Source organism: Parendozoicomonas sp. Alg238-R29, assembly GCF_947331445.1.
Lineage (GTDB): Bacteria > Pseudomonadota > Gammaproteobacteria > Pseudomonadales > Endozoicomonadaceae > Sansalvadorimonas.
In genome coordinates, this window is record NZ_CAMZOG010000047.1 from 1 (window position 1) to 25,972 (window position 25,972).

Consider the following 25,972-nt stretch of genomic DNA (forward strand, 5'->3'; position numbering starts at 1 on the left):
AAGAGCTGCAAATAGCAGCTGAGTTTCCCCACCCTGAATCCTTTGATGCCTTTTATCGAAACATCCCGGAAGAGTGGGTCAAAGAAACTGTCGCCCAAACTGGTCGGAGCAGTGTACGTAATCGTCGCTTTCCTGCTAAACAAGCAATATGGCTGGTTATCGGTATTGGCCTGATGCGCAACAGCTCTATTCCAAACGTTTGCGACAATCTTAACCTGGCATTTCCGGGGATAACCAACAACTGGGCTACGCTTCAGGTCAGGGCTCATTCCCTTCGGTACTGGCTGTTGCCTTAATGTCTGTTCACAGCCATCTGATCAGCGATGCCGCGTTTGACCCTGTATCGCAAAGTGAAGATTCATTATGCTCAGCAGTTGGTTGATGCCCATCAAAAGCAGGTTACGCTGTACGGTTGAGGAAGAGTTTACCGAATGGTCAGATCAAAGGGTTCCTGACATCGCTGGTTGACCCTGCACGTTACCCTTTTACAGACTTGGTAAAAGCCTATTGGGCCAGGTGGGAAATTGAACAGGGATATGGTGAGTTAAAACGCTGCAAATCTAAGGTCACAGGGAAAACGATTGATACTGCCAGAGAGACGCAAGAGGGCATACCCGAGGGTAGTCATGAAGAAAACGATTAAATACCCCTTGAAGAAAAGAGCCACTCGCTCTTAAGCGAGTGGCATTAGCCAATGCTCCCCTTTTTGTTGTTTGTCCCAATGAATCAGAGCGTTGGAAGCTCAATATTTTCAAACAGCTCTTCTATATCCGCCTTGTTGTGACGAGAAATCGCCTCATCCACCAGGTCACGAGAAAGGTGCGGAGCAAACTTCTCAATAAACTCATACATAAAGCCCCGCAGGAATGTTCCTCGACGAAAGCCAATATGAGTCACACTGGGCTCAAACAAATGGTTGGCATCCAGCGGTACCAAGTCCTTATCCAGCTCTGGGTCATAAGCCATTTTGGCAACAATGCCGATCCCGAGGCCAAGGCGAACATAGGTTTTAATCACATCAGCATCGGCAGCCGTAAACACAACCTTGGGAGCAATACCTTCCTTGATAAAGGCATCATCTAACCGTGAGCGCCCGGTAAATCCAAACACATAGGTCACAATCGAATACTGGCCAATATCCTGCAGGGTTAATCGAGGCAACTGAGTCAGAGGATGATTACGGGGTACCAGAATGCACCGATTCCATTTGTAGCAGGGCATCATGATCAAATCACTGAACATTTCCAAGGCTTCAGTAGCAATGGCGAAATCCACAGTACCATCAGCTGCCATCTCGGCAATCTGACTGGGGGTTCCCTGATGCATATTCAGGGCAACGTCCGGGTATTTGCCAATAAACTCCTGAATCACATTAGGCAGGGCATAACGCGCCTGGGTATGGGTGGTCGCAATAGACAATGTGCCCTTTTTCTCGTTACTGAATTCCTGGGCGACCTGCTTGATTGATTCTACTTTCCGAAGAATTTCTCCAGCCGTTTCAATAATTTTTTCTCCGGCAGGAGTAATTCTGGTCAGGTGTTTACCACTTCGCGCAAAGACCTCTACCCCTAATTCATCCTCCAGCAAACGGATCTGTTTACTGATCCCCGGTTGAGAGGTGTAAAGGCTCTGGGCAGTGGCCGATACATTAAGGTCATGGTGGGCAACTTCCCAGATATATCGCAACTGTTGAAGCTTCATTCTTTACCTCCGCTCCACCCATATACGGTGAGGGTATAAAAATATAATAAAATATTACTTTATAGAATAGATAGTGGTCGATACATTTGCCAGCAGCCTGAGAAAGAGGAGGTTTTTTTAAAGTGATTCTTCCCAAGTGGCGAAACATAACTAACTGTAGACAATAATTTTAATATGGATGCTCTTCTTTATAACGTTCTACTTTATGCCGCTGCCGGTGCAGGTGTTGGCTTCGCTGTGGGACTAACCGGCATAGGAGGTGGTTCACTGATGACTCCTCTGTTGCTGCTTTTTGGTTTCCCGGCTCCAACAGCCATCGGGACAGACTTGATGTATGCGTCCATTACCAAGTCCAGTGGTGTAGTCGCCCATCATAAGCAGAATACTATCAACTGGAAACTGGTACGTTTGCTGGCTTCCGGTAGTATTCCGGCTTCCCTCTTCACTATCTGGTTGTTAGATAACTATTTCCACAACAGTGAGGCCTATACCCGCATCCTTACCAGCAGTCTGGGCCTGATGTTAATCCTTACCGCCTTGATTTTATTGTTCCGTCGCAGAATCGTTGCTTCAGGAGAGAGTGAAGGCCTGGTGAACTGGCTGCAACGCAAATCTCAATCTGTCACCGTCATTATGGGAATTTTCCTGGGCTTTCTGGTTACTCTGTCTTCTGTTGGCGCGGGAGCCTTCGGTACGGCGATTTTGATGGTTCTTTACCCTGCACTGGCGTCTGTACGCGTCGTTGGTACAGACCTGGCTCATGCGGTGCCACTGACACTGGTGGCGGGATTTGGTCACCTTTTCCTCGGCAACATTGATTTCATGCTTCTAACCTGCCTTTTGATGGGCTCTCTTCCTGCCACGCACTTTGGTGCCAAAATTGGACAACGGCTTCCTGAAGTCCTCCTTCAGCGTATTCTTGCTGTTATCTTGCTGGTTATTGGCATTCGCTACGCGCTCACCTGACGTTCGCCCAAAAACGGGAAAAAACTTATAAAACCAAGCGCTTCCGTGTATTTTTCACAGAAAGATTGTGGGTGACAGTGGTTTTTATTAGAGTGTCACCCACATAACCATGACAAAGCCTTACTGTGGCGGAATACCAGATGACAAGTGAACTCAACAGCCACCCCGTAGAAGACCTTAATATTGAGGCACAAACGGTTCTCGTAACCCCAAAAGACCTCAAGGCCAGCATTCCTCTTTCTGAAGAGATGCGTGAAAAAATCGAGCACAGCCGCAACGTTATTCGCAACATTCTGGAAGGGAAGGATCATCGCCTTTTCGTGGTTGTTGGCCCCTGCTCTATTCACGATGTCAAAGCCGCACACGAATATGCGGAAAAACTCAAAGCGTTGTCTGATGAACTGTCAGACTCTTTGTATCTGGTTATGCGTGTTTATTTTGAGAAGCCAAGAACAACAACTGGCTGGAAAGGCTTAATCAACGACCCAGATATGAACGACTCCTTCCATCTTGAAAAGGGTCTGCGTACAGCGCGCCAGCTGTTGATGGATGTTGTGGAGATGGGGCTGCCTACCTCAACTGAGGCTCTTGATCCTATTTCCCCCCAGTACATCCAGGATTTAATCAGCTGGTCTGCGATCGGCGCTCGCACCACGGAATCCCAGACACACAGGGAAATGGCCAGCGGTCTTTCTTCTGCTGTAGGTTTCAAAAATGGTACAGATGGCGGCCTGACAGTGGCCATCAACGCACTCCAGTCAGTCTCAAGTCCACACCGTTTCCTGGGAATTAATCATCTTGGCCAGGTTGCTGTTACCCATACCAAGGGCAACCCATACGGCCACGTTGTTCTTCGTGGAGGCAATGGCAAACCTAATTACGACTCTGTCAGCGTTGCATTATGCGAGAAAGAACTGGAAAAAGCAGGTCTGAGCGCCAATCTCATGATCGATTGCAGCCATGCGAACTCCAATAAAGACCCAAGTCTGCAACCATTGGTTATGGATAATATTGCCAACCAGATCGTGGAAGGCAACAACTCCATTATCGGCCTGATGATTGAAAGCAACCTTGGCTGGGGTAATCAATCCATCCCTGAAGATCTGAATAAGCTGAAATATGGTGTTTCCGTCACCGATGCCTGCATCGACTGGGAAACTACTGAACACACACTTAGAGACATGGCTGCAAAATTAAAGGATGTACTACCAGGCCGCGACAGATAACGGGAGCGCTTGGATATTACGAGAAAGGCCGGACGCGAGTTCGGCTTTTTTACAAGTCAAGACCAAGTTGGCAGACAGGCAATTCAAACTGGCGGGGCTCGCTATCAACAGGGCGAAGACTTCTCAGCCCTGGCATATTGGCAATACGCTGATCCAGAATCGCTTTACAGATATGACATGTGGAAGCGAAGTGCTTATTGGCCAGCACCTCAAATCCTGACTCCTGTTGAATCAGAGATGTACAGAGAGTACGGTTGCCCCGCCCCTCAATATCATAGTTAGCCTCTACAATATGACGCGGCCCAAAATCCGGGCGCGTAACAAAATAGTCAGAGAGGATGCTCTGTTTGTAACGCTTCACAAGTGCTCAGTCTGAACCATAAGGTGCTATAAGAAAGGCGCCGTAGCCTACAGGAATTCCTTACTAGATACTATTACGAAGAAATATCTAGAGGAACAGGTCATTTTTTTCGCTTTTTACAGTACCCTGAAAAACAACCTCAGTCGTTTATGGTTCAAAAGACTGATATTGGATTTTATTCACCCACCAGACAACATCCCCGGTAGGTGTACACACCTTGATTTCGTCGTCTACCTGTTTTCCTAACACAGCCCGAGCCATCGGCGAATCAACGGTAATATGACCTTTTTTAGTATCAATTTCATCGGTACCAACGATACGACACCGGAGCACATCACCCTGTTCATTTTCCAGCTCAATCCAGGCGCCAAAAAAGGCTTTCCCTTCCTGCTCTGGGGAATATTCTACAACCTTAACTACTTCCAATCGTTTTCTCAGAAAGCGCACTCGCCGATCGATTGAGCGTAACTCCCGCTTACCCTCTTTATACTCTGCATTTTCAGAACGATCCCCCAACGCTGCTGCTTCCGATACAGCTTGAGTAACTTCGGGTCTTTTCTTTTTCCAGAGATATTCGAGCTCTTCTCGTAAGGCATCCTTTCCGGCTTGGGTGATCAAGTTCGATTTCATAACACCTCAACACATAAAAACAGTCAGCTTGCAGGGTGGTTGACCTCTGCCACAAGATCTTTAATGTATCATTAAATAGCTCGCACCCCATGGGGATAAAACAATTTCTATAAAGCCTCTCGTCCAAGAACATATCCAGTCAGATTCTCCTGAGCTTTATGGCCTTCTGGGTGAAGAAATTTGCTGGCTTCTTTCCTCCCCTCCCCTCCTGAAAAACGACACACACCCCAGCATCTTGCTGGCAGGGCTGGCTAACCTAACAATTGAACAGAGAGGTGAACTGTTAAAAACAGCTTCTAAAGAAGTCGATAATTTTCGAAGTCTGCTTTCATTGAGAAAATCAACGCGGCTGGGAATTCGATACGAAACTCTTTGGCAATTCCTCTATCAGCATATTGAAAGCTGTACCGTGTTGGCCTGTAACTTACCCGTAAGAAGCGAAACCAGAACACTGGGAGAGTTTGATCTGCTTTACCAGATAAACGACAAAAACAAATCAGTAGTTCATCATATTCATCAGGAAATGGCGGTTAAGTTCTATCTTGGAAAACCTGATAGCAATGGCAATTGGTTCGACTGGATAGGCCCTGACAATTCCGACCAACTGGGAGCCAAACTGCAGAAGATGTTTGACTCTCAAATTATGCTCTCTGAAACGGAGGAAGGGACACAATGCCTGGAAGAGCTGGCGGGAAAACAAAACTGGCAGCGTGAACTTCTGGTTCAAGGATATCTGTTTTACCCATGGAAACACACATGCGCCCCTCCAAAGCACAGTCACTCTGAACACCTCAGGGGAGATTGGTTACCGATCCACCAGCTCGATGAGTATTGCCAGCACATCAAAGCAAGCTATTTTCATATTCCACCAAGGCAGTTCTGGCTTTCGCTTCAAGCGCCCTCCGACAAGCTAATACAAGCTCTGCACCCCTATTCTCCTGAAACCCTGAAGGAGGGAATATATCTGCACATGTCACTCTCTAACAAACCAATACTGGTGACTGGACACACAAAGTCCGGGCAACCAGCAGTGTTCTTTGTTACCCCGGATAAATGGCTAGAAAGTGCAAAAAACTAGTTTAGATCAAGAACCAGCTTACCAATAGTGTGCCCTTCCAACAGGGAAGCCATCTTCTCAGGAATATCGTCCAATTCTACGGTTTCAACCGGCGGAGCAATGCCACCAGCCTCAAGCGCCTTGGAGAAATCTTCTGCAGAACTGCCTACACCACCAGTCGCATCTGAAATCACCAGAGAATCTTCTGAAGCAATACGCAGTTTGTCGTTCGATGCACACCAAGCCGTCCACCCAGCACAGGGAGTTGCAGCCGCAGTGACCGGAGAAACATCAGGGTGAGCAATCAAGATATCAGCACTGGTTACAGCATATTCACTGTAACCCCCAGACGCTTTCAGCATATCACCGTGATACAGAACACGGCCTCCCACACTCTACTCCTTAACACCTTCACCAACCGGATTCAGTCCACAGGCCAGCACTTTCACCCGTGCCTCACCGACACCGGGTTCAGGCATAGATTTATCGTTGACTGAAAAAGAGTCAAAAGAAGGATTAAACGTGATGGCTTTCATGGTTGTTTCTCAGTTAAGACAACAGAAACACAGCTGGGAACAAGAAGCGAGCAGGATTTTATCGCAATTAAAAAGTCATCAAAAATTATTATTTAAATGATCACGAGGATTATAAAGGCCCGCTGCGCAGGCCTTTATAACTCAACGGTTAGATTTCAGCAGCCAGCCGTGAACCCTGATCAATAGCACGCTTGGCGTCAAGCTCACGAGCTTCATCTGCACCGCCAATCAGAGAAACTTTCACACCTGCGGCTTCAAGTCCAACCTGCAGCTCACGCAGAGGCTCCTGACCCGCGCAAATAATGACATTATCAACATCCAAAACCATCTCTTCCCCTTCACGGGTGATATGCAGACCTTCATCATCAATCTTGCGATATTCCACCAGATTCAACATTTTCACACCCTTGTTTTTCAGAGATGTACGATGAATCCAGCCTGTTGTTTTCCCCAGATTCTGACCAACCTTGTTCTTCTTACGCTGCAGAAGATATATTTCACGGGCCGATACATCTGGCTGAGCAGCAATACCTTCAACTCCACCACGAGCCTTGAATTCAGAATCAATCCCCCACTCTTTATAGAAAGCCTTCACATCCAGACTGGTGGATTCGCCCCTATGGGAAAGAAACTCGGAAACATCAAAGCCAATTCCACCAGCCCCAATAACCGCAACCTTTCCACCAACAGGTTTGCCATGGAGCAATACGTCCAGATAGCTGAGAACTTTGTCATGGTCGACACCGGGAATGTCCGGCATCCGTGGAGAAATACCCGTCGCCAGCACCACATGATCAAACCCTGCACCGCTTAAATCAGCTGCATCAACTCGTTCACCCAAACGGACATCGACACCGGTACTGGCAAGCTTGTTCTCAAAGTATCGCAGGGTTTCATAAAATTCTTCTTTGCCCGGAATTAACTTCGCGACGTTGAACTGGCCACCAATTTTATTGGCCTGATCAAACAGAGTTACTTTATGACCACGCTCCGCTGCAACCGTTGAGAAAGCCAGCCCGGCTGGCCCTGCACCAACAACGGCAATCTTTTTAGCGGGCTCATTGTGGTGAAGAGCAATGTAATTCAGTTCCGTTTCATGGCAGGCGCGAGGGTTTACAAGACAGCTGGTTAACTTGCCTGAGAATGTGTGATCAAGACAGGCCTGATTACAACCGATGCAGGTATTAATCTCGTCACTGCGGCCAGCTTCAGCCTTATTTATAAACTCAGGGTCAGCCAGCAAAGGTCTCGCCATAGACACCATGTCCGCCTGCCCGGAAGCAAGAATACTCTCCGCAATATCCGGAGTATTAATCCGATTGGTGGTGATCAGGGGAATATTCACTTCCCCTTTCAACTTGGCCGTGACATTGGCAAATGCGCCACGGGGTACTTTGGTAGCAATTGTTGGAATACGGGCTTCATGCCAGCCTATACCGGTATTAATAATTGTCGCCCCTGCTCTCTCTACCTCTTTGGCAAGAGTAACGACTTCATCCCAATCACTGCCCCCTTCAACCAGATCCAGCATAGAGAGGCGATAGATAATTATAAATTCCGAACCAACAGACGCCCTGACCTGGCGAATAATCTCCAGTGGCAAACGAATACGGTTTTCATAACTGCCGCCCCATTGATCTTCCCGCTTGTTTACCCGGGAAGATATGAACTGGTTAATGAAATACCCCTCAGAGCCCATGATTTCTACACCGTCGTAACCGGCATGTTTAGCCAGTGCCGCACAATTCACAAAATCACCAATCTGCTTTTCAATTTCTGCTTCTGTTAATTCTTTTGGCTGAAAAGGGTTAATAGGAGCCTGAACTGCAGAAGGCCCAATATTCTTGGGGTTATAGGCATAACGACCAGCATGAAGAATCTGCATGCAGATTTTTCCGCCATTCTGGTGAACCGCCGTTGTCACCTTACGGTGCTGGAAAGCTTCTTCTTCATCAGTCAGTTTGGCAGCTCCCATAAATACGCTGCCTTCTTCGTTAGGGCCAATCCCGCCAGTAACAATCAGACCAACACCACCACGGGCCCGCTCGGCATAGTAGGCAGCCACTCTATCAAATCCATTCGGACGCTCCTCAAGCCCGGTGTGCATGGACCCCATCAAACAACGGTTTTTCAGGGTGGTGAAGCCCAGATCCAGAGGTTCCATCAGGTGCGGATAGTGGTGACTAGTAGCGCTCACGGGAGTGTCCTCTCTCATTATTCATCCTGCTCACAGATAACTGACACATTTTCCCTGCCACTGACTTCAATGGTCTTTTACAATGTGTCCGGATAGGTTCAAAGTAACCAGCCAGGAAGAAAACAACAATGATAGGAACTGACAAAAACATGATCGCCGTGTGCCTCGAACTTTTATGAACCTGGGTGAACTTTCTGCAGACTTTGTACTGCCTTTATTGAAAGCAACACGGGCTGCCGACCGAGATCCGTCTGAAATTCTAGCGCGTTTCGATCTTGATGAAGAGAAACTGCAAAAGTCTGGACAATGGTTAAGCATCCCCCGCTTTATGCGGCTGGGAGAGGCACTTATTGATCTAACAGATAACCCTGCCCTGGGGCTGGAAGCGGGTCACCTTGGAGGCATTACCGGTTCAGGATTGGCAGGTATGGCAGCACTCACAGCTCCAGATATTGGGGCTGCCTTCCAGACACTGGCACAGTTTGAGCCTCTTTATGCCCGTAATATTCGCGGCAATATTTGCTGGGATGCTGATCCGAGAAAACCAAGCATCAGGTTCTACTCAATAGCGCCTTACAATGAGTTTAACCGTTTTGTTGTCGACAGCATTCTGATGGGGTGGGTTAGCCTGTGCCAGCACTTGACCGGTGACAACAGTCTTGTAGAAAAAGTCCATATCGAATTTCCGGCTCCTCACTACATTGAATATTACAGCCAGACTGTTCCCTGTGAAGTCTTGTTTGCCCAAGCTGAAAACTGTGTATTCCTGAAGCCAAAAGCGCTGAGCACACCTCTGCAGCTCAGCTCCCCACCGGATCACTACCGCCTGAAAACCCTGTGTCAGGAACAGCTGGCAAGCCTTGAGAATCCATTAACATTTGCCCATAGGACTGCACGCGCGATTGCCGGTTGTCTTCCAGATTCCTGCTCACTGGAAACAGTTGCCGAACAGTTAAAGGTTCCCCATTGGACCTTACGCAGAAAACTTCAGGATGAAGGCACAACATTCAAAGATATATTTGAAACCACTCGCAAAGATTTAGCTTGCTCTAGCCTGTCCCACTCGCCTCTGCCCGTGGCAGAAATTGCCTACCTAACCGGCTTTTCTTCTACAGAAGCCTTCCAGAGAGCCTTTAAACGCTGGACAGGAATACCACCAGGCGAATACCGCCGCACCCACCAGCCATGAAAGCCATCAGCATAACTAACCGCTGAGCAGGGTATTAAGCCACATCTCCAATCATCCTTTGGCAAATTCAAACACTGCCATGGCGTGACTCTGCAATGTTTCAATCTACCCAGCCCGCCGCATCTGTAGCGCAACCACGTCAAGATAGCTACTCAGAAGATGGAGCCTCACCGGCCTAACCACCAAAGTAGAAAGGACAACGCCTCAAGAGACTCTCCTTACAGAATGGCAGATCAAAAAGCACCAACTCTATCAGGAGCTGGTTCTATTCCGGTAATAGTCGCTGCATAATGGCAGCCTCTAATAACAAGAACATAGACGGACATTATGACTATCGCTTACTGGTGCGTACTGGCTGCAGCAATCATGCCTTTTATCTGGGCATCTATCGCAAAGAAATCCAAGCCCGGTTTTAATAACAAACGACCACGACAGTTTCTTGCGTCTCTGGATGGATTAGGAGCACGTGCACACGCAGCCCATCAAAACAGCTTTGAGGCGTTCCCATTCTTTGCCGCTGGTGTCATTATTGCTCAACAGATTGGTTCTATGGATCAATCATTGATTGATTATTTAGCTATAGCGTTTATTGCATTAAGAGTGCTATTTGGAATTTTCTATCTAACCAATATGCACTGGCAGCGCTCCCTGGTCTGGATCGCTGCCTTAGGCTGCAATATTGCTTTGTTTGTGATGTCGGCCTAGCGAGCCAACCTCAGGAAAGCTTTTACCATACCGACCTGGTCAGTGCGCTCAACCCTGATCTGGCGCACTTCCAGCCCTTCCCGGTTATGAAGCTGCACTAACCAGTTTAAAAGTTTTTGGTACGGCGCTTCATCCAGCCAAACAGAAACTCCCTGCCTTGCAGGCTGTACCCGGGTTAATTCCAGGCCGGCTTTTCTGCCACTGTTGGAGATCACCACAGCGGCATCCTTTTTCGGACCAGCGCTTTGGTTTTTGATAGCTTCACTGGCACGGTTATAATTCGCGGCAAGAAATGATTGAGTTTCCCGCTCCAGCACCAATTCGGCATACTCACGGTCAGCCCAGTCATCTAAAGGCTTCCAGATCAAGAACCAAAAAACTACCAGAATCATGAAAACAGACAGTGCCATAATTGCACGCTGATCATTCTGGGGCATCTGCTGAAAGCGATCCCGAGCCTGGTCTAGTGCAGGAGTGAGTTTGTTGCTGAGCATATTCATCAGGCTCTCCTCACGATCAAACGAGCGGATACACCTTTGGCATCCTGGTTACCGGTTTCCATTCGGGCATTTAATCCTGCCGCTTTCAGTGCATCTACATAACGATTCAACAGATCAAAACTTTCCGCCTGAACATCCAGAGACAGGCGACCATTGGCATCATTAAAATCCATATTCTTGGGAGTTATACTCTTGCCAACATCGTCACCACTCACACTGGAAAGCACCTGTAACAGGTTCAGAAAATCTGCACTGCTCTTCTGCCGACTGGAATCCCGGAGAAACTTGGTAAGGTTATGACGAACATCAACCACCCTGCGATCATCAGGGCGTAACTCTTTATAAGTGGAGAAATTCTCATCGCGTAACTCTTCCGCCTGCTGCTGAAAATAGAACCCGCTGCCAATATTGAACAACAGCTCTACGCTCAGCCAGACACCTGCAACTATGGCGACTGGCCGCCACTGACGCCAACGTCGCGAAGCCCTACGGTTACATTTGAATGACCCAGTACGAAAATCCAAAAGTTTCCGCTTTTGGTTCAGATGGGAAAATTCAGGCATCATCAAAATCAACAGGGACTCATGCTCTCTCTGCTGGATATCAACAGGAACATCACTCCCCGCCAACTGTACCAAGGAGCCAACGACAGGTAAATCAGGTGAGATTGTATATATCGTTATACCAGTCACTATATGAGTATGATCTGAATCTTCATCGTCACTTTGAACCAGGCCATCAACCGCCTCTTCTTCCAGGAGACCTGGAATCATAATCGGAAGGGCATCCTGATCCAGCCACTGGGCAAAGCCGTTCTGAGAGGCAACAAAGGCGTGCTCACCTTCCAGCCAGACAGAAAGTAAGCCATTTTTCCCTTTTAATAACTGGGTTTCCGCGATCACTTTTAAAGGGTCAACATCTGCAGCTACAAAAGCCTTAACGATCGTAGACATTTGATCCCGACCGATACAGGAAGCATGTACGTGATCGTCACCGATTTGGCTGAACACCAAATGCTGACTCTCCAGATCAGAAGCCAGTTGCTCTTCCAGAAGATAAGGCAGTGCCTGCTGCCAATGCTTGCGTTGATTCTCATTGAGAAAAACAACGTGACTGCTGGAAAAAGAACCCGAGACAATAAGAATGACCGGTAAATCCTGTTCATCCAGCGGCAACCCCTGCCTCCAGGCTGCAAGCTGCTCCAGCGAGCCATTATGGAGAGAACCCTCACAGGTTCCATCCCGCATGCCCCATACCCACTCCAGTTCGAACTGGTTTTCATTCAGGTCTGAGCCTGGGCGCAGCCTGACAATCAGCTGTGTTTTCATTATTACCTCACTGATTCTCTCAAGGTCTTCACCCAACGTGGAAACGTCCCGACTTCACGGGAAATAACCGTGACTTTTCCTTCGGTGTTTCTCGCCAGCCGACTATGCAGGTAATAAGTAATATCCCGATAGCGTGCTTTGGTGTAAACACTAAAAAACTGACTTTTAAAAACAACCACCCCAGAAGGCTGCTTACTGAGCTTATCTCCGATTAAAGGTTGCTTACTCAGCTCCTTCATATCAGCAAAGCCATCCTTGCTGCGGCCGTCAACAAAACCTTTCGCATCTGCCTCACTGAAACGCTCATTAAATGCCCGAAAAACAGGGGCAGATACCGTATTAATATTAATGCCATCAGTGGTAGGCAGCACACTGACCAGCGGTAGAACTTTTTCAAATTCTTCAGGATTTAAAATATCCATAAGCCGGAGCTCTGATACCGAGGCAAGACTGCTATCACCTGTTCGATACGGTGTATCAAACAATAGATAAGTGTTGTCTTCCGCTCCGCCTGGCAACGGATCCTGATTTTCATCTACCCAATCCTGAATACGATATGCAAGCTGGACATCAATACCATTGGCAACAAAAAGCCTCTCCAGCATTTTCAGCTTTTCCTGGGATTCTTTCGCAGTTTTCCCAGCCAGCATATTCAGGTTAAATCGCCCCTGATCATCAAGGGCGAGGATCATTATTTCTCCATCTTCGGTATCGAGAGACTGCTCAATATTTGCCCAAGGCTCATACCAGTGGTCAACAGCTCTCTTTGCTTGCTTATCCTTCTCCGCATCATCTTCCAGCAGCACCGCCACAAACTGCTCAGCGCCAATAGCATAGTGCCGGGATTGCATATGCTGTAGATAGCGGGCTGTTTTTTCGGTATTAAAATGAAGATCCGAAACAATTCTCGATGCCATAACCGCAATCATGGCAAAAATCAGCAGAACAAAAATCAGAGCAACACCGCCTTCACGCCGTCTCATTATTCATCCCCCGGATAAATAGGTACACCACCACCCAGGCTTTCACCTGGTCTATTATTCGAATTTGATGGTCTTTGATTCTGAGGCGATTGCTTATTATCATCTGTTGAAGGAGTTGCTTTCTTTTCTTCCTCTTTATAAGTGACTGCCGCCACCAACTGTTTAACACTGCCGACCTTCTCGTGAAGAATGGTGTACTCCACTGCAGACGGTAAAACCTTTAACCGTTCACTCTGCTTATCACTGACAGGTGGCCAGCTTTCGTGCCAACGCTTTTTCTCATCTCGAAATCTCAGAGTAAAACCCTGGATATTATCCATCAGCACCTGCTCCCGATAAGGCGTATCAGGCGCTCGATCCAGCGTTTCCCAATAACGCCTCAGCAAACGGCCACTGTCGAAAACATAGCTGACCCGCTGTAACTCACTGCGTTTCGCGCCGGTATGGTTACGCCAGCCATGATGGGTAAAGGTCACTAGTGTTTTCTGAAGTGCCGTCGTCAGTGCTGGCTCTCTATCGCCAAACTCATTACGAATAGGACGAATCGCCAACTGAGAAAAATCTTTCTGAATAATCGCCAAAGACCGCTGCAACTCACTATTCTGCCGCCAGATGGCTGAAGCCACTTCATGGGTACTGCTCACTGATTTAAACAACCGGTAACATCCTGCTGCCAGCAGTCCGAATATGGCAATGGCGATCAGCAATTCCAGCAAGGTAAAACCAGCATTTCGAAGCTGGCGAAGAGTGATCATTCTTTCCCCCTCCGAATATAACCAGTGAGGCGAAAGGCTGGCTTAGCTTTATCTGTGGGGCGTGCCTTTCCGGGAAAAACCTCAACATCAACCTTACGCAGATTCCTTTGAGATGTTTCGGAGATGGTGTCGCGGATATACCACTGCTTTCCACCAATCTCTGTCGTATTGGAGCGTTGACCCGGCTCGGGAAAAGAAGCTTCTATGTAATATTGATTTAATTGATTATCGGCAAGCCATGAAGCCTGAACTTTTTCCTGAATGCGGGCGGTCTGCCGAATAGCCCGCCCATCGGCAACAAGCAGGATAGAGGCGGCCAGCGCAAAAATAGCCAACGCGACAAGAATCTCCAGTAAGGTAAAACCGGCCAGAGAGGTCTTGTTTTTATGCTCAAGGGGTTGTAACCGGACCAATACCGTCACTCTCCAGTATCACCGAGTGGCGATGATCATCACGCAAGGTAAGTTCGAATCGAAATGGAGTAATTTGCGTATCTGTTTGAAAAATCCAAGTTGGTTTTTCATTTTCCAGATTTCGCCACTGCTGCTGACCAGATTTTTGTTTCAGCGCTGAACTGTCACTCAAACTGGTCAGAACAACGCTTTCAGGTAACCGGTAATCCCGGAAACTTTGCTCCTGCAATAGCTTCCACTTTTCGTCATCCCGGCTCCAGAACCACCAGCGATAACCATCACCAGTAAAAGACAAGCCCATTTCGGTATTTTCCAGCAATGAACGATCCCGCGCCTGCTCCATCAAAGTCTGCAGTCGTAATGCTTCATCCTTCAATGTTTGCGCTGGACCGCCCACATTGGGGGCAATTAATGCCACACCAATAACGATTCCAATAATCAGCAGCACCACCAGAAGCTCGATCAGAGTAAAACCCTGATCGTTTCTAAATGGCATGAGTCCCTTCCGCAGTGAATTCAAATCACTCGTCCCAGTTGCCTATATCCGCATTAAATCCATCACCACCAACACGTCCGTCAGCACCGAGGGAATAAAGATCATAGCTAGTGATGTTTTTAGTGCCTGGCTGTTCATACTGATAGGCGTTTCCCCAAGGATCCTGGGGAAGCTTTTTCAGGTAGCCATCAGGATTCCAGTTACGAGGTTCAGGGTTACCGGAAGGTTCTCGAACCAAAGCCTCGAGCCCTTGATCAGTACTGGGATAGAAGCCGTTGTCCAGACGATACATCTCTAAAGAACTGGCAATAGCTTTCACATCGGCATTAGCCACTGTCACTTTGGCCTGGTCGGGACGGCTCATAATATTAGGCACAACAATAGCAGCCAGAACCCCCAGAATAACAACCACCACCATAATTTCGATCAGGGTAAAACCGCTTTGCCCCCCCGACACTCGATTTCGCTGATACATCATTTTAATACTCCTTCAAAAACCCAGATCTTGTCATTCAAATTCTGCCACTACAGGGTCGTTATCACACAATCATCCCAGCAGGCTATCCATACTGAGGATAGGCAGCAGAATGGCCAGAACAATCACCATCACTATACCGCCCATCACCACCAGCATCAGCGGCTCAAATATCCCTACCAGCATGGAAACCCGATTTTCCAGCTCCATCTGCTGGTTGTTCGCGGTACGTTCCAGCATGTTATCGAGCTCGCCGGTTGCTTCACCACTGGCAATCATGTGCATCATCAGCGGTGGAAACAGGGACGTATCTTTTAACGCCTTATGAAGACTGGCCCCTTCACTGACTTTTTTAGCCACAACAATCACGGAAGCTTTCATGGCATCATTGCTGACCACCTGAGCAGCAATCGCCAACGCATCCACAAGAGAGACACCGCTGCGGGTCAAAATACTCAATGTACTGGCAAACTGGGCAGTATTAAGGGCTCGACTGAAACGGCCAATAATTGGCATAGAAAGAATCTTCCGGTGCCATACCAGGCGTGCACTCTTTTTGGACAAGATATATCGAATACCAAAAAAGGCTGCAATGCCTCCCAGCAGTAACCATGGCCACCATGCCTGAAAACCTTCGCTGGTCGCAATCAAAAAGCGGGTAAGAGCAGGCAACTCCTGACCGCCCTCGATAAACACCTTGATAACATCGGGAACAACATACCCAAGCAGAAAACTGACAATCCCCACCGCCGCCAGCATCAGAATAACTGGGTAAAGCATAGCTAGCTGAACTTTCTGCCGGGACTGCATCCGCTGTTCGGTATAGTCCGCCAGACGGTTCAAAACCTTGTCGAGATAACCAGCATGCTCACCTGCGGCAACTGTAGCCCTGTACATCTGGGGGAAATAACCCGGAAAATTATCCAGACTTTGAGCCAGGGTATACCCCTCAAGAACTTTGGAACGAATCGCCAGAACCGCATTACGAGTCCGACGACTTTCTTGCTGTTCAGCAACGGCCTGAAGAGCCTCCTCAATCGGCATAGCCGCCTGAACTAGTGTCGCCAGTTGCCGGGTAATCAGTGCCAACTGGGAAGCAGAGAGCCCTCCACCAAAACTAAAAACACTGGAAGATTCACTTCTGGTCTTTTTATTATTAGCAACTTCTTCAACTGACAGTGGCGTCCAACTTTTGTCTCGTAAGACCTGACGAATCTGGCGGGCACTGTCAGCCTCAAGAGTGCCTCGCTGTTGCTTTCCTGCTTCATTAAGAGCTGTGTATTCAAATGCGGCCATCGGATCAGTCGTCCTGGGTTACACGCAGCACTTCTTCCAGAGTTGTCACTCCGGCAAGCACCTTGACCATACCATCGGTACGAATACCCGGAGTGGCCTTTCTCATATATTCCACAATGGCCATTTCACCTTCATTACGGTGAATCATCCGGCGAATCGGCTCATCAACAATCACGACCTCGTAAATACCGGTTCTACCACGATAACCATTAAATTTACAGTCACTGCAACCCTTGGCGTGATAGAGCGTTGGAGGACTGGCAGGGTCAACTCCCAACTGCTGACACTCGGCATCATCAGCAACATAACTCTCTTTACAAGAGTCACACAGCAAACGAACCAGACGCTGAGCCATAACACCCACAAGGCTTGAAGAGAGCAGGAATGGCTCAACGCCCATATCCTGCAAACGGGTGATCGCACCAACTGCGGTGTTGGTATGCAGGGTTGAAAGTACAAGGTGACCTGTAAGGGAGGCCTGTACGGCAATTTCAGCCGTTTCGGTATCCCGAATTTCACCAACCATCACCACATCAGGATCTTGTCGCAGAATGGCTCGCAAACCTCTGGCAAAGGTCATATCAACTTTGGTGTTAACCTGTGTCTGGCCAATACCTTCAAGGTTGTACTCGATAGGGTCTTCAACCGTCAAAATATTTCGGCTGGCATCATTCAGTGAAGAAATCCCGCCATAGAGAGTCGTGGTTTTACCAGAACCGGTTGGCCCGGTAACCAGAATAATACCGTGGGGTTGAGAAAGCATTTGGCGAATAAGGCTCATGTGCTTGGGGGGCATGCCCAAGTGTTCAAGACTTAACCGTCCGGCAGCTTTGTCCAGCAAACGCAGCACCACACGCTCGCCATTACTGGATGGCAGTGTTGAAACCCGCACATCCACTTCCTTACCAGCAACACGGAGGGAAATGCGTCCATCTTGAGGCACCCGCTTTTCGGCGATATCCAAGCGAGCCATAACCTTGATACGGGAAACCAGTAATGCTGCCAAGGTACGTTTCAAACTGAGGATTTCGCGCAAAACACCGTCCACCCGGAAACGAGCAACCAGACGACTTTCAAAGGTTTCAATGTGGATATCCGACGCGCCTTCTTTAATCGCCTCTGTGAGCAAAGCATTGATTAAACGGATAACAGGGGCATCATCCGACTGCTCAAGCAGATCTTCGGTTTCCGGAACCGCATCGGCAAGACTGAAAAGATCAGGATCATCACCTATTCCGGCCACATGCTGGAGAGCATCGGCACTGTTCTGGTGATAGCACAGAGTCATCAACTCAGCGAATGCCTCTTTTTCGAGACGACGATAAATCAGCGGCCTCCCTGCAAATCGACGCACTTCAGCAAAAATTTCAGGTTTAGGGCGCCCATGGCTTAATAACAAAGGCTGCCCGTCTTCCTCTGTCAGGACAACCTGATGACGGTTTGCAAATGGAAACGGTAACAATGCCACTGGAGCCTCCTGTTCAGAGGCCAATTCCATAGAAGATGTACTCAACGCTGAGCTCCTGATCTCGAAGTCATAACTGTGACATCACACCTTTATTATTGTTTCGATCGGCCAAATTCAGGATACACACAGAAAAATTAACGGTTCTTGTTATTTTTCATCCGAAAAAGACATCGCCATAAATGGCAATCATGCCTTCCATAGGGCAGTACCTGTGCTTCAAAAATATGAAACAGATGCTCTTTTCGCAATATCTTATTACCTTACTCCGATAACATCACACAAATCTCGAAAAAATAATCGATAAAGTGTTCTGGAATTTGACGTATTTTGAATTCGGCTGTTATCTTCTTAGAAGGACAAACACTTATAAACACGCAGAAAACACGAGTCATCTTTTAGCATTAACATGAATAATGACCCCCTGATCATCGGGCGCCAGTGGCTCGTCAACTATCATCGGCAACTGTTACTGAGCATCCTCTGTACAGGGTTGCTGGTTTCATTGGCCTTTCATGGCCTGCGCCTATTCGATGAATTCACCACCATCCCCCCTGAGCGCAAGACTTCTGACACTTCGGAGCATAAGCAAACTCTGGCCACCAGCGATTTTCAGCTTCTGTTTGGAAAAGCGGATGACAAGCCAAAAGCCCTGAAAGCCGCCGATATTCCCGCAACTACCCTGAACCTGACTTTACGTGGCGCCCTCGCGGGAGTTGGTGATGTGCCATCCAGCGCCATTATTCAGGGGAACAACGGGCAAGATCACCTGTATCGTCCTGGTGACACCATCTCCGGTGGAGCCACACTGGAAAGCATTCATGCCCGTTATGTGGTGATTAATTACAACGGTCGTTTACAAAAACTTCTTTTCCCTGAAGCTACAAATCAGGGAGCCAAACCCTATACTCCACAGCCTGCATCAGCATCGACCAATAACAGACTCCCCCCTGGGCCCCTCCATAACGCAAACCAGGTCAAGGATCTTGAACAAAAAATGGAAGGCCTGCGGCGGCGGATTGATAATGATGACGAGAGCTGATTACAGCCAGATTAAATCAGGCAAGGAAATATTCCGATTGCCGATAACTACAACGAATTGATGGGTTGGCAGTTAAATGACGATGCGCACTTTTTTACCGTCAGGCGGTTTCAGCCTGAAGATCGCCTTGCTATTGGTGAGCACAGCCTGGCTGCCTCAGAGTTATTCTGCCGAGCAGACCTCCGAGCGTACAGCCGCAAAATCTCAAGACGAAAAACGCTGGACCCTGAATCAGCAGAATGCCGATATTCGAGAGTTTATCGCCCAGGTAGCGGCCATTACCGGCGAAACGTTTGTTATCGACCCAAGAATTAAAGGTGGCAACACCGTCAGCGTGATCTCTTCGCGCCCGATGACCAAAGACCAGATTTACGATATCTTTCTGGAAGTGCTGAATGCCAATGGCTATGCAGTTATTCCAAAGGGCAAAGTGCGCAGTATTATCCCCAGCACTACTGCAAAAACTGCCAGTCCAACCTTTGAAGGAAAAGACACACCCGCCAAGGCCACCATGGTGACCAAGGTTATCGACCTTCATAGTGTTTCCGCAGTCGAAGTTATCCCCATTGTCCGACCTCTGATTGCCCAATATGGCCATGCCGCAGCATCAGCTTCAGGCAATGCTGTTGTAATCAGTGATCAGAAAGATAACGTTGAGCGTATTACCCGTCTGGTTCGTGAGCTTGATCAGGCCAGCGATAATGATTATGAAGTTCTTCCTCTTGAACATGCCTGGGTAGGTGATGTAGCCAAAATCATTCAGGATACCCTGGCAACATCCAAGGGGCAGCTTCCCAGCGGCATGCAGGTTATCGCTGACGAACGCAGCAACAGACTGGTAATCAAAGGTAATGCCAACAAGCGGTCGCGAGTACGAAAATTGGTTCAAACCCTTGACAAAGAAGGCATTCGCAAGTCATCTACCCGGGTTATTTTTCTCCGTCATGCTGACGCAAAAAATCTGGCCGACATCCTGAATGAAGCGTCACAGAGTATTCAGGATGAATCAGCAGATACCAAAAGCTCCCCAGCATCCAGCAAAAGCCGCACACCCAACCGCACCTCTCAAACAGCCAACAAATCGAGCAGCAAATCGAGCAGCAAAGGCGGTTTGAGTAACAATGCCTTTATCAAGGCCGATGAGACAACCAACGCGCTGGTCATGATTGCCGACCCAGACACTCTCAAAGAGCTGGAGAGCCTCGTTCGCCAACTGGATGTACGTAGAGCGCAAGTCCTGATTGAAGCTGCCATTGTAGAAATGACTGGCGGCCTTGATGAGACGCTTGGCCTTCAGTGGGGCTATCAAGGTAAGAATAGTGTAGGACAAAGAGGTAGTGGAGAAGGCAGTGTCACTGACCCGGTTTCAGTAGTCGGTGCACCATTGGATCTTGCAAGAATGTCTGTTGGTCAGGTTCTCCTGAGAAACAGCAACTTCGGTGTTTTAGTGAATGCCCTGAGCAAGAACAGCAATGCTAATTTAATGTCCACGCCCAACATTATGACCCTTGACAACGAAGAAGCTGAATTCGTGGTTGGCCAGGAAATATCATTTACTACTGGCTCATACCAGCAAAACAACACCTCCAGCTCCAACCCTTTTAATACCACAGAAAGACAGCCAGTAGGTCTTACGCTGAAAGTGACCCCACACGTGGGCGATGCCAACACTCTTAGACTGGAGATTGAACAAGAGTTGTCCAGTGTCATATCAGGAACCAGCGATATCAACAGCAACCCTGTAACTTCCCAGAGAAAAATCAAGACTACAATTGTTGTCGACAATCAGGAAACGATCGTATTAGGCGGTATACTCCGAGATGATATCCAGCACAATGTTGATAAGGTTCCACTGCTCGGCGACATACCATTATTGGGCCGCTTATTTACCAATAAGAAAGATGTGCTTAATAAGCAAAACCTGATGCTATTCATAAAACCAAGCATTATTCGCAATGCCGACGATGCTAACGATGTGACAACTGAGAAGTATTCAACAATGCGCATGATTCACAACGGTCGCGCATCTTCCCCCCTGAAAGGTCAAATGCCTGAAAACGCTGGCGGCCTATTTGACCCTCAGAATCATTACACTCAGTAGTCTATTTTCACTTACGGGTAGCCTCTGGCTACCCGCCTACCTAATAATCCCAAAGGTAAAACATCTTTAATTTCTCAGTTGGGAATGGTTGAATAAAGGCCTCTTACCTATTCAATTACTCCCTCCAATGCCTCTTTATCACACTCTTACCCTTTTTATTGCTTTATTATGCGCCACAGTCGTACAGGCATCTGGCACTCCGTCCAGTTTCAGCTCTGCAAAGAAACAGGCGATCCTTGTTTATCAAGGGCACGAAAAAACATTTTACTGTGGCTGCAACTACTCAGCCATCACAACAAAAAGCAGGAAACTTATTCCCGATCTCAGCTCTTGTGGCTATCAGGTTCGCAAGCAACAGAAACGTGCAAACAGAATAGAGTGGGAGCACGTTATGCCAGCCTGGGTTTTCGGGCACCAGAGGCAATGCTGGCAAAATGGCGGGCGTGAAAACTGCAAAAAAGACCCTGCATTTAAATCTATGGAGTCTGATCTATTTAACCTGACCCCAACTATTGGTGAGGTAAACGGGGATCGCTCCAACTATGGATTTGCCGTCCTTCCTAACACTCCCGATATGTATGGTCAGTGTGATTTCAAAGTTAATTTCAAACAACGACGAGCCGAGCCACCGCCTTCCCAACGGGGAAAAATTGCCCGCATCTATCTTTATATGACTGCTCGCTACAAACTTAAGCTCAGCGAACAAGACCAAAAACTATACTCAGCCTGGAACACGATGTATCCGGTAACATCATGGGAAGAGGAACGTAACCGTCGTATTGCCGAAATTCAGGGCTGGAACAATCCGTTTGTACTTGCGCGCTTGAATCAACAAGATTAATAAATGCATAAAAAAACGGGCAGCCAAAGCTGCCCGTTTTTATTAGACCCAAAAACTCACCAACCGGTAATTTCTTTCAGGCCTTCACCGATATCGGCAAGACTACGAACAGTCTTCACGCCAGCATCCTGCAGCGCAGCAAACTTCTCGTCCGCTGTACCCTTGCCGCCAGAGATAATTGCACCGGCATGCCCCATACGCTTACCGGCAGGTGCAGTTACACCTGCGATGTAAGACACGACAGGCTTAGTCACATGCTCTTTGATATAAGCTGCAGCTTCTTCTTCTGCAGTACCACCGATTTCACCGATCATAACAATCGCTTCAGTCGCTGGATCCTTCTCAAAGCGAGCCAGAATATCGATAAAGTTGGAACCCGGAATAGGGTCACCACCGATACCGACACATGTAGACTGGCCAAAACCAAAGTCAGTGGTCTGCTTAACAGCTTCGTAAGTCAGGGTTCCGGAGCGGGAAACAATACCCACTTTACCTGGCTTGTGAATATGACCAGGCATAATGCCGATTTTGCACTCCCCAGGAGTAATAACACCCGGGCAGTTAGGGCCAATCAGAGTTACGCCCAGCTCGTCACACTTCACCTTGGCTTCCAACATATCCAGAGTTGGAATACCTTCAGTGATGCAAACAACCAGCTCAACACCAGCATTCGCTGCTTCAAGAATGGAATCTTTGCAGAAAGCTGCAGGCACATAAATAACACTCGCAGTCGCGCCTGTAGTTTCTACAGCCTCAGCAACGGTATTGAATACAGGCAAACCAAGATGTGTCTGGCCACCCTTGCCCGGTGTCACACCACCAACCATTTGCGTACCGTAAGCGATAGCCTGCTCAGAGTGGAAAGTACCCTGAGAACCGGTAAAGCCCTGGCAGATTACTTTGGTATTTTTATCAATCAGGATGCTCATGCCTGGCCCTCCGCTGCCTTAACTACCTGCTGCGCAGCGTCTGTCAGACTAGTGGCAGCAATAATATCCAGACCACTGTCGGCCAGAAGTTTTGAACCATTCTCAGCATTGTTGCCTTCCAGGCGAACAACAACTGGAACCTTAACACCAACATCCTTCACCGCACCGATAATACCTTCGGCAATCAGGTCGCAACGAACGATACCACCAAAAATATTTACCAGAACAGCTTTCACATTGTCGTCAGAAAGAATGATCTTGAACGCTTCAGTTACCCGCTCTTTGGTAGCACCACCGCCAACATCCAGGAAGTTCGCCGGATCGCCACCATGGAGCTTCACAATATCCATGGTACCCATAGCCAGACCAGCACCATTAACCATACAGCCAATATTGCCATCCAGAGCCACATAGTTCAGCTCCCAGGACGCTGCGTGAGCTTCCCGAGCATCTTCCTGACTAGGGTCATGCATAGCCTTCAGCTTGGGCTGGCGGTAGATAGCATTACTATCGATATTGAGTTTGGCATCCAGGCAGTGGAGGTCACCCTCATCGGTGATAACCAGCGGATTGATTTCCAGTAATGCCAGATCATGATCCTGAAACAGCTTAGCCAGACCAAGGAAAATCTTGGTGAACTGTTTTACCTGTTTGGCATCAAGGCCAAGTCTGAATGCAAGATCACGTCCTTGATAAGGCTGCGCACCTACCAAAGGATCAATCTCAGCCTTCAGAATTTTCTCAGGAGTTTCTTCAGCAACCTTTTCAATCTCAACACCACCCTCAGTCGAAGCCATGAAGACAATACGGCGCGTGGAGCGATCAACTACAGCACCGAGATACAGCTCATTAGCAATATCTGTGCAGCTTTCTACAAGAATTTTTGCAACAGGCTGGCCTTTTTCATCTGTCTGGTAAGTCACCAGACGCTGCCCCAGCCATTGCTCAGCAAAAGCACGAATTTCATCGCGGCTTTTTACAAGCTTTACACCACCGGCTTTACCACGACCGCCAGCATGAACCTGGGCCTTAACAACCCAGATATCTCCTCCAATCTTGTCAGCCGCAGCAACAGCTTCATCAGCCGTGTCGCAAGCATAACCGGTCGAAACCGGAAGACCATAGGCAGCAAATAACTGCTTACCCTGATATTCATGCAGATTCATTCAAATACCCTGTCTGCGCGCGGGGCGCGACCCTTATCATTATCGGTCGGGGGAGTTCCTCTCCCCTTCCCCCTCTGCAAAGCAACCCAGCCACCCTACCCTGACGAATGGCGACTGGAGCTTCACCCTATAGCTTTCTTATTGATTAACGCTTGCGATTAGGCATATGGATAGCATGGCCATCAACAGCCAGCGCTGCCTCGTGAAGCGCTTCACCAAAAGTCGGATGACCAAACATGGTCAACTGCAGATCTTCTGCACTGGCACTGAATTCCATGGCAATTACACCTTGCTGAACCAGTTCCGCAGCACATGGGCCAACAGCATGAACACCCAGAACCCGATCAGTTGCCTTATCAGCAATAACTTTGACCATGCCGTCACTTTCGCTGGCTGCCACTGCACGACCAATAGCAGCAAATGGGAAGGTACCCACCTTATATTCTTCGCCGCTGGCCTTAACTTCTTCTTCAGTTTTACCCGCCCAAGCGACTTCTGGATGAGTGTAAATAACCGAAGGAATCAGCTCATAATTAACCTGAGCAACCTTTTCAGCAATCAGCTCAGCAACCATAACGCCTTCTTCAGAGCCCTTATGGGCCAGCATCGGCCCACGCACCACATCACCGATTGCGAATACGCCAGGGACATCCGTACGACACTGATCATCAACAAAGACAAAGCCTCGCTCATCAAGGTTGATACCAGCATCGGCAGCGAACAGATTTTCAGTATAAGGGCGTCGACCGACACAAACGATCAACTTGTCATAGGTTTCGGTTTTTTCTTCACCGGCAGTGTCAAGGTAGCGAACCTCAACTTCATTGCCCTTAATTTCAGAACCAACAACCCGAGCACTGAGACGAATATCGAGCTTCTGCTTTTTGAAAATCTTGGCGGACTCTTTGGCAATCTGCTGATCTGCAAGTGCCAGGAAAGACTCCTGCGCTTCAAGCACAGTGACCTTTGATCCAAGCCGGGACCAAACACTACCCAGCTCAAGCCCGATGACACCAGCGCCAATAACACCCAGACGGCCAGGCACTTCACTGAACTCAAGTGCACCAGTAGAATCCACAATAATGTCGTTATCCAATGGTGTCGGTGGAATTTCAATGGGCACCGAACCCGTTGCAATAACAATGTTTTCTGCGGAAATGACCGAAACACTGCCATCTTCAGCAGTTATCTCAATCTGTTTACCAGCCAAAACTTTAGCGGTACCTAAAGCAGCCTCAACACCATTAGCCTTAAACAGGCCACTGATACCCATATTCATCTGCTTGATAACCTTGTCCTTGCGCTTAATCATGGCAGGAACATCAATATCCAGGTTATCCAGCGAGATCCCGTGAGCTTTAAAGCCTCTATGAGCTTCATGGAACTTATGGGAAGTATCCAAAAGGGCCTTGGAAGGAATGCAGCCAACGTTCAGGCAGGTTCCACCCAGTTTGGCTTTACCTTTATCATCAACCCATTTATCAATACATACCGTTTTCAACCCCAACTGGGCTGCACGAATTGCGCAGACATAACCAGCCGGGCCTGCCCCGATAACTGCTACATCAAACTTATCTGTCATATCTTCATTTCCAAGTAATAACCGTCAGCCCT

The 25,972-nt window shown here is 48.1% G+C and carries 27 protein-coding genes; 9 read left to right on the forward strand and 18 right to left on the reverse strand.

Annotation, left to right across the window (positions count from 1 at the left end; all coding sequences use genetic code 11):
* Positions 1-296 (forward strand): transposase domain-containing protein (locus QMA35_RS12655; RefSeq protein ID WP_281647516.1); only part of this gene is annotated, 296 nt, incomplete at its 5' end.
* A gap of 430 nt (positions 297-726) precedes the next feature.
* Here QMA35_RS12655 and cysB read toward each other — a convergent pair.
* Positions 727-1,701 (reverse strand): HTH-type transcriptional regulator CysB, encoded by a 975-nt coding sequence (gene cysB / locus QMA35_RS12660; RefSeq protein ID WP_281647517.1) that lies wholly within the window; start codon positions 1,699-1,701, stop codon positions 727-729.
* 174 nt (positions 1,702-1,875) lie between these two features.
* Here cysB and QMA35_RS12665 point away from each other — a divergent pair, with 174 nt between their 5' ends.
* Positions 1,876-2,667 carry a sulfite exporter TauE/SafE family protein gene (locus QMA35_RS12665; protein WP_281647518.1) on the forward strand — a complete coding sequence of 264 codons (792 nt, stop codon included), beginning with the start codon at positions 1,876-1,878 and terminating at the stop codon, positions 2,665-2,667.
* A gap of 140 nt (positions 2,668-2,807) precedes the next feature.
* Complete coding sequence (locus QMA35_RS12670; protein WP_281647519.1) at positions 2,808-3,893, forward strand: 3-deoxy-7-phosphoheptulonate synthase; 1,086 nt, start codon at positions 2,808-2,810, stop codon at positions 3,891-3,893.
* Between the two features lie 49 nt (positions 3,894-3,942).
* Here the strand turns inward: QMA35_RS12670 and QMA35_RS12675 are convergent, their stop codons facing one another.
* Together QMA35_RS12675 and greB are read right to left on the reverse strand one after the other, a co-directional pair.
* Entirely contained in the window at positions 3,943-4,254 is a 312-nt protein-coding gene (locus QMA35_RS12675; RefSeq protein WP_281647520.1) for a hypothetical protein, read from the reverse strand.
* 147 nt (positions 4,255-4,401) lie between these two features.
* Entirely contained in the window at positions 4,402-4,884 is a 483-nt protein-coding gene (greB, locus tag QMA35_RS12680; RefSeq protein WP_281647521.1) for a transcription elongation factor GreB, read from the reverse strand.
* 178 nt (positions 4,885-5,062) lie between these two features.
* Here greB and QMA35_RS12685 point away from each other — a divergent pair, with 178 nt between their 5' ends.
* Positions 5,063-5,962, forward strand: coding sequence for a DUF1853 family protein (locus tag QMA35_RS12685; protein WP_281647548.1), 900 nt, complete (start codon positions 5,063-5,065; stop codon positions 5,960-5,962).
* Here the strand turns inward: QMA35_RS12685 and QMA35_RS12690 are convergent.
* The 3 genes from QMA35_RS12690 to QMA35_RS12700 form a co-directional block, all read right to left on the reverse strand.
* On the reverse strand, positions 5,959-6,333 hold the full coding sequence (locus tag QMA35_RS12690) for a hypothetical protein (RefSeq protein WP_281647522.1): 375 nt from the start codon (positions 6,331-6,333) through the stop codon (positions 5,959-5,961). The genes QMA35_RS12685 and QMA35_RS12690 overlap by 4 nt on opposite strands.
* 3 nt (positions 6,334-6,336) lie before the next feature.
* Complete coding sequence (locus QMA35_RS12695; protein ID WP_281647523.1) at positions 6,337-6,477, reverse strand: hypothetical protein; 141 nt, start codon at positions 6,475-6,477, stop codon at positions 6,337-6,339.
* 148 nt (positions 6,478-6,625) lie between these two features.
* Positions 6,626-8,692 (reverse strand): NADPH-dependent 2,4-dienoyl-CoA reductase, encoded by a 2,067-nt coding sequence (locus QMA35_RS12700; protein WP_281647524.1) that lies wholly within the window; start codon positions 8,690-8,692, stop codon positions 6,626-6,628.
* A gap of 142 nt (positions 8,693-8,834) precedes the next feature.
* On the opposite strand from QMA35_RS12700, the gene QMA35_RS12705 reads away from it, so the two are divergent.
* Positions 8,835-9,863, forward strand: a complete 1,029-nt coding sequence (locus QMA35_RS12705) for an AraC family transcriptional regulator (protein WP_281647525.1) — start codon at positions 8,835-8,837, stop codon at positions 9,861-9,863.
* Positions 9,864-10,190: 327 nt separating this feature from the next.
* Positions 10,191-10,568 (forward strand): MAPEG family protein, encoded by a 378-nt coding sequence (locus QMA35_RS12710; protein ID WP_281647526.1) that lies wholly within the window; start codon positions 10,191-10,193, stop codon positions 10,566-10,568.
* Here the strand turns inward: QMA35_RS12710 and QMA35_RS12715 are convergent.
* From QMA35_RS12715 to gspE, 9 genes are all read right to left on the reverse strand, one after another.
* Positions 10,565-11,068 (reverse strand): type II secretion system protein M, encoded by a 504-nt coding sequence (locus QMA35_RS12715; protein WP_281647527.1) that lies wholly within the window; start codon positions 11,066-11,068, stop codon positions 10,565-10,567. The genes QMA35_RS12710 and QMA35_RS12715 overlap by 4 nt on opposite strands.
* Positions 11,068-12,396 carry a type II secretion system protein GspL gene (gene gspL / locus QMA35_RS12720; RefSeq protein ID WP_281647528.1) on the reverse strand — a complete coding sequence of 443 codons (1,329 nt, stop codon included), beginning with the start codon at positions 12,394-12,396 and terminating at the stop codon, positions 11,068-11,070. The genes QMA35_RS12715 and gspL overlap by 1 nt, the downstream gene beginning before the upstream one ends.
* A gap of 2 nt (positions 12,397-12,398) precedes the next feature.
* Positions 12,399-13,379 (reverse strand): type II secretion system minor pseudopilin GspK, encoded by a 981-nt coding sequence (gene gspK, locus QMA35_RS12725; protein WP_281647529.1) that lies wholly within the window; start codon positions 13,377-13,379, stop codon positions 12,399-12,401.
* Positions 13,379-14,134, reverse strand: a complete 756-nt coding sequence (gene gspJ, locus QMA35_RS12730) for a type II secretion system minor pseudopilin GspJ (RefSeq protein WP_281647530.1) — start codon at positions 14,132-14,134, stop codon at positions 13,379-13,381. Before gspJ ends, gspK begins: the two co-directional genes overlap by 1 nt.
* Positions 14,131-14,547, reverse strand: coding sequence for a type II secretion system minor pseudopilin GspI (gene gspI, locus QMA35_RS12735; protein WP_281647531.1), 417 nt, complete (start codon positions 14,545-14,547; stop codon positions 14,131-14,133). Before gspI ends, gspJ begins: the two co-directional genes overlap by 4 nt.
* Positions 14,525-15,043 (reverse strand): type II secretion system minor pseudopilin GspH, encoded by a 519-nt coding sequence (gene gspH / locus QMA35_RS12740; protein WP_281647532.1) that lies wholly within the window; start codon positions 15,041-15,043, stop codon positions 14,525-14,527. Before gspH ends, gspI begins: the two co-directional genes overlap by 23 nt.
* Before the next feature lie 25 nt (positions 15,044-15,068).
* Positions 15,069-15,521, reverse strand: a complete 453-nt coding sequence (gspG, locus tag QMA35_RS12745) for a type II secretion system major pseudopilin GspG (RefSeq protein ID WP_281647533.1) — start codon at positions 15,519-15,521, stop codon at positions 15,069-15,071.
* A 69-nt stretch (positions 15,522-15,590) separates the two neighbouring features.
* Entirely contained in the window at positions 15,591-16,814 is a 1,224-nt protein-coding gene (gene gspF / locus QMA35_RS12750; protein WP_281647534.1) for a type II secretion system inner membrane protein GspF, read from the reverse strand.
* A 4-nt stretch (positions 16,815-16,818) separates the two neighbouring features.
* Entirely contained in the window at positions 16,819-18,312 is a 1,494-nt protein-coding gene (gene gspE / locus QMA35_RS12755; RefSeq protein ID WP_281647549.1) for a type II secretion system ATPase GspE, read from the reverse strand.
* Positions 18,313-18,688: 376 nt separating this feature from the next.
* Here gspE and QMA35_RS12760 point away from each other — a divergent pair, with 376 nt between their 5' ends.
* The 3 genes from QMA35_RS12760 to QMA35_RS12770 all read left to right on the forward strand — a co-directional run bounded on the left by QMA35_RS12760 (position 18,689) and on the right by QMA35_RS12770 (position 22,263).
* The gene (locus QMA35_RS12760) at positions 18,689-19,321 is read left to right on the forward strand and encodes a type II secretion system protein N (protein WP_281647535.1); all 633 of its coding nucleotides are present in this window, start codon (positions 18,689-18,691) and stop codon (positions 19,319-19,321) included.
* A gap of 76 nt (positions 19,322-19,397) precedes the next feature.
* A complete protein-coding gene (gene gspD / locus QMA35_RS12765) occupies positions 19,398-21,422 on the forward strand; it encodes a type II secretion system secretin GspD (protein ID WP_281647536.1) in 2,025 nt (674 codons plus the stop codon).
* 127 nt (positions 21,423-21,549) lie between these two features.
* Entirely contained in the window at positions 21,550-22,263 is a 714-nt protein-coding gene (locus tag QMA35_RS12770; RefSeq protein ID WP_281647550.1) for an endonuclease, read from the forward strand.
* Between the two features lie 56 nt (positions 22,264-22,319).
* Here the strand turns inward: QMA35_RS12770 and sucD are convergent, their stop codons facing one another.
* From sucD to lpdA, 3 genes are all read right to left on the reverse strand, one after another.
* Complete coding sequence (sucD, locus tag QMA35_RS12775; protein ID WP_281647537.1) at positions 22,320-23,192, reverse strand: succinate--CoA ligase subunit alpha; 873 nt, start codon at positions 23,190-23,192, stop codon at positions 22,320-22,322.
* A complete protein-coding gene (gene sucC, locus QMA35_RS12780; protein WP_281647538.1) occupies positions 23,189-24,358 on the reverse strand; it encodes an ADP-forming succinate--CoA ligase subunit beta in 1,170 nt (389 codons plus the stop codon). Before sucC ends, sucD begins: the two co-directional genes overlap by 4 nt.
* A gap of 145 nt (positions 24,359-24,503) precedes the next feature.
* Complete coding sequence (lpdA, locus tag QMA35_RS12785) at positions 24,504-25,940, reverse strand: dihydrolipoyl dehydrogenase (RefSeq protein WP_281647539.1); 1,437 nt, start codon at positions 25,938-25,940, stop codon at positions 24,504-24,506.
* Between the last annotated feature and the right edge of the window lie 32 nt (positions 25,941-25,972).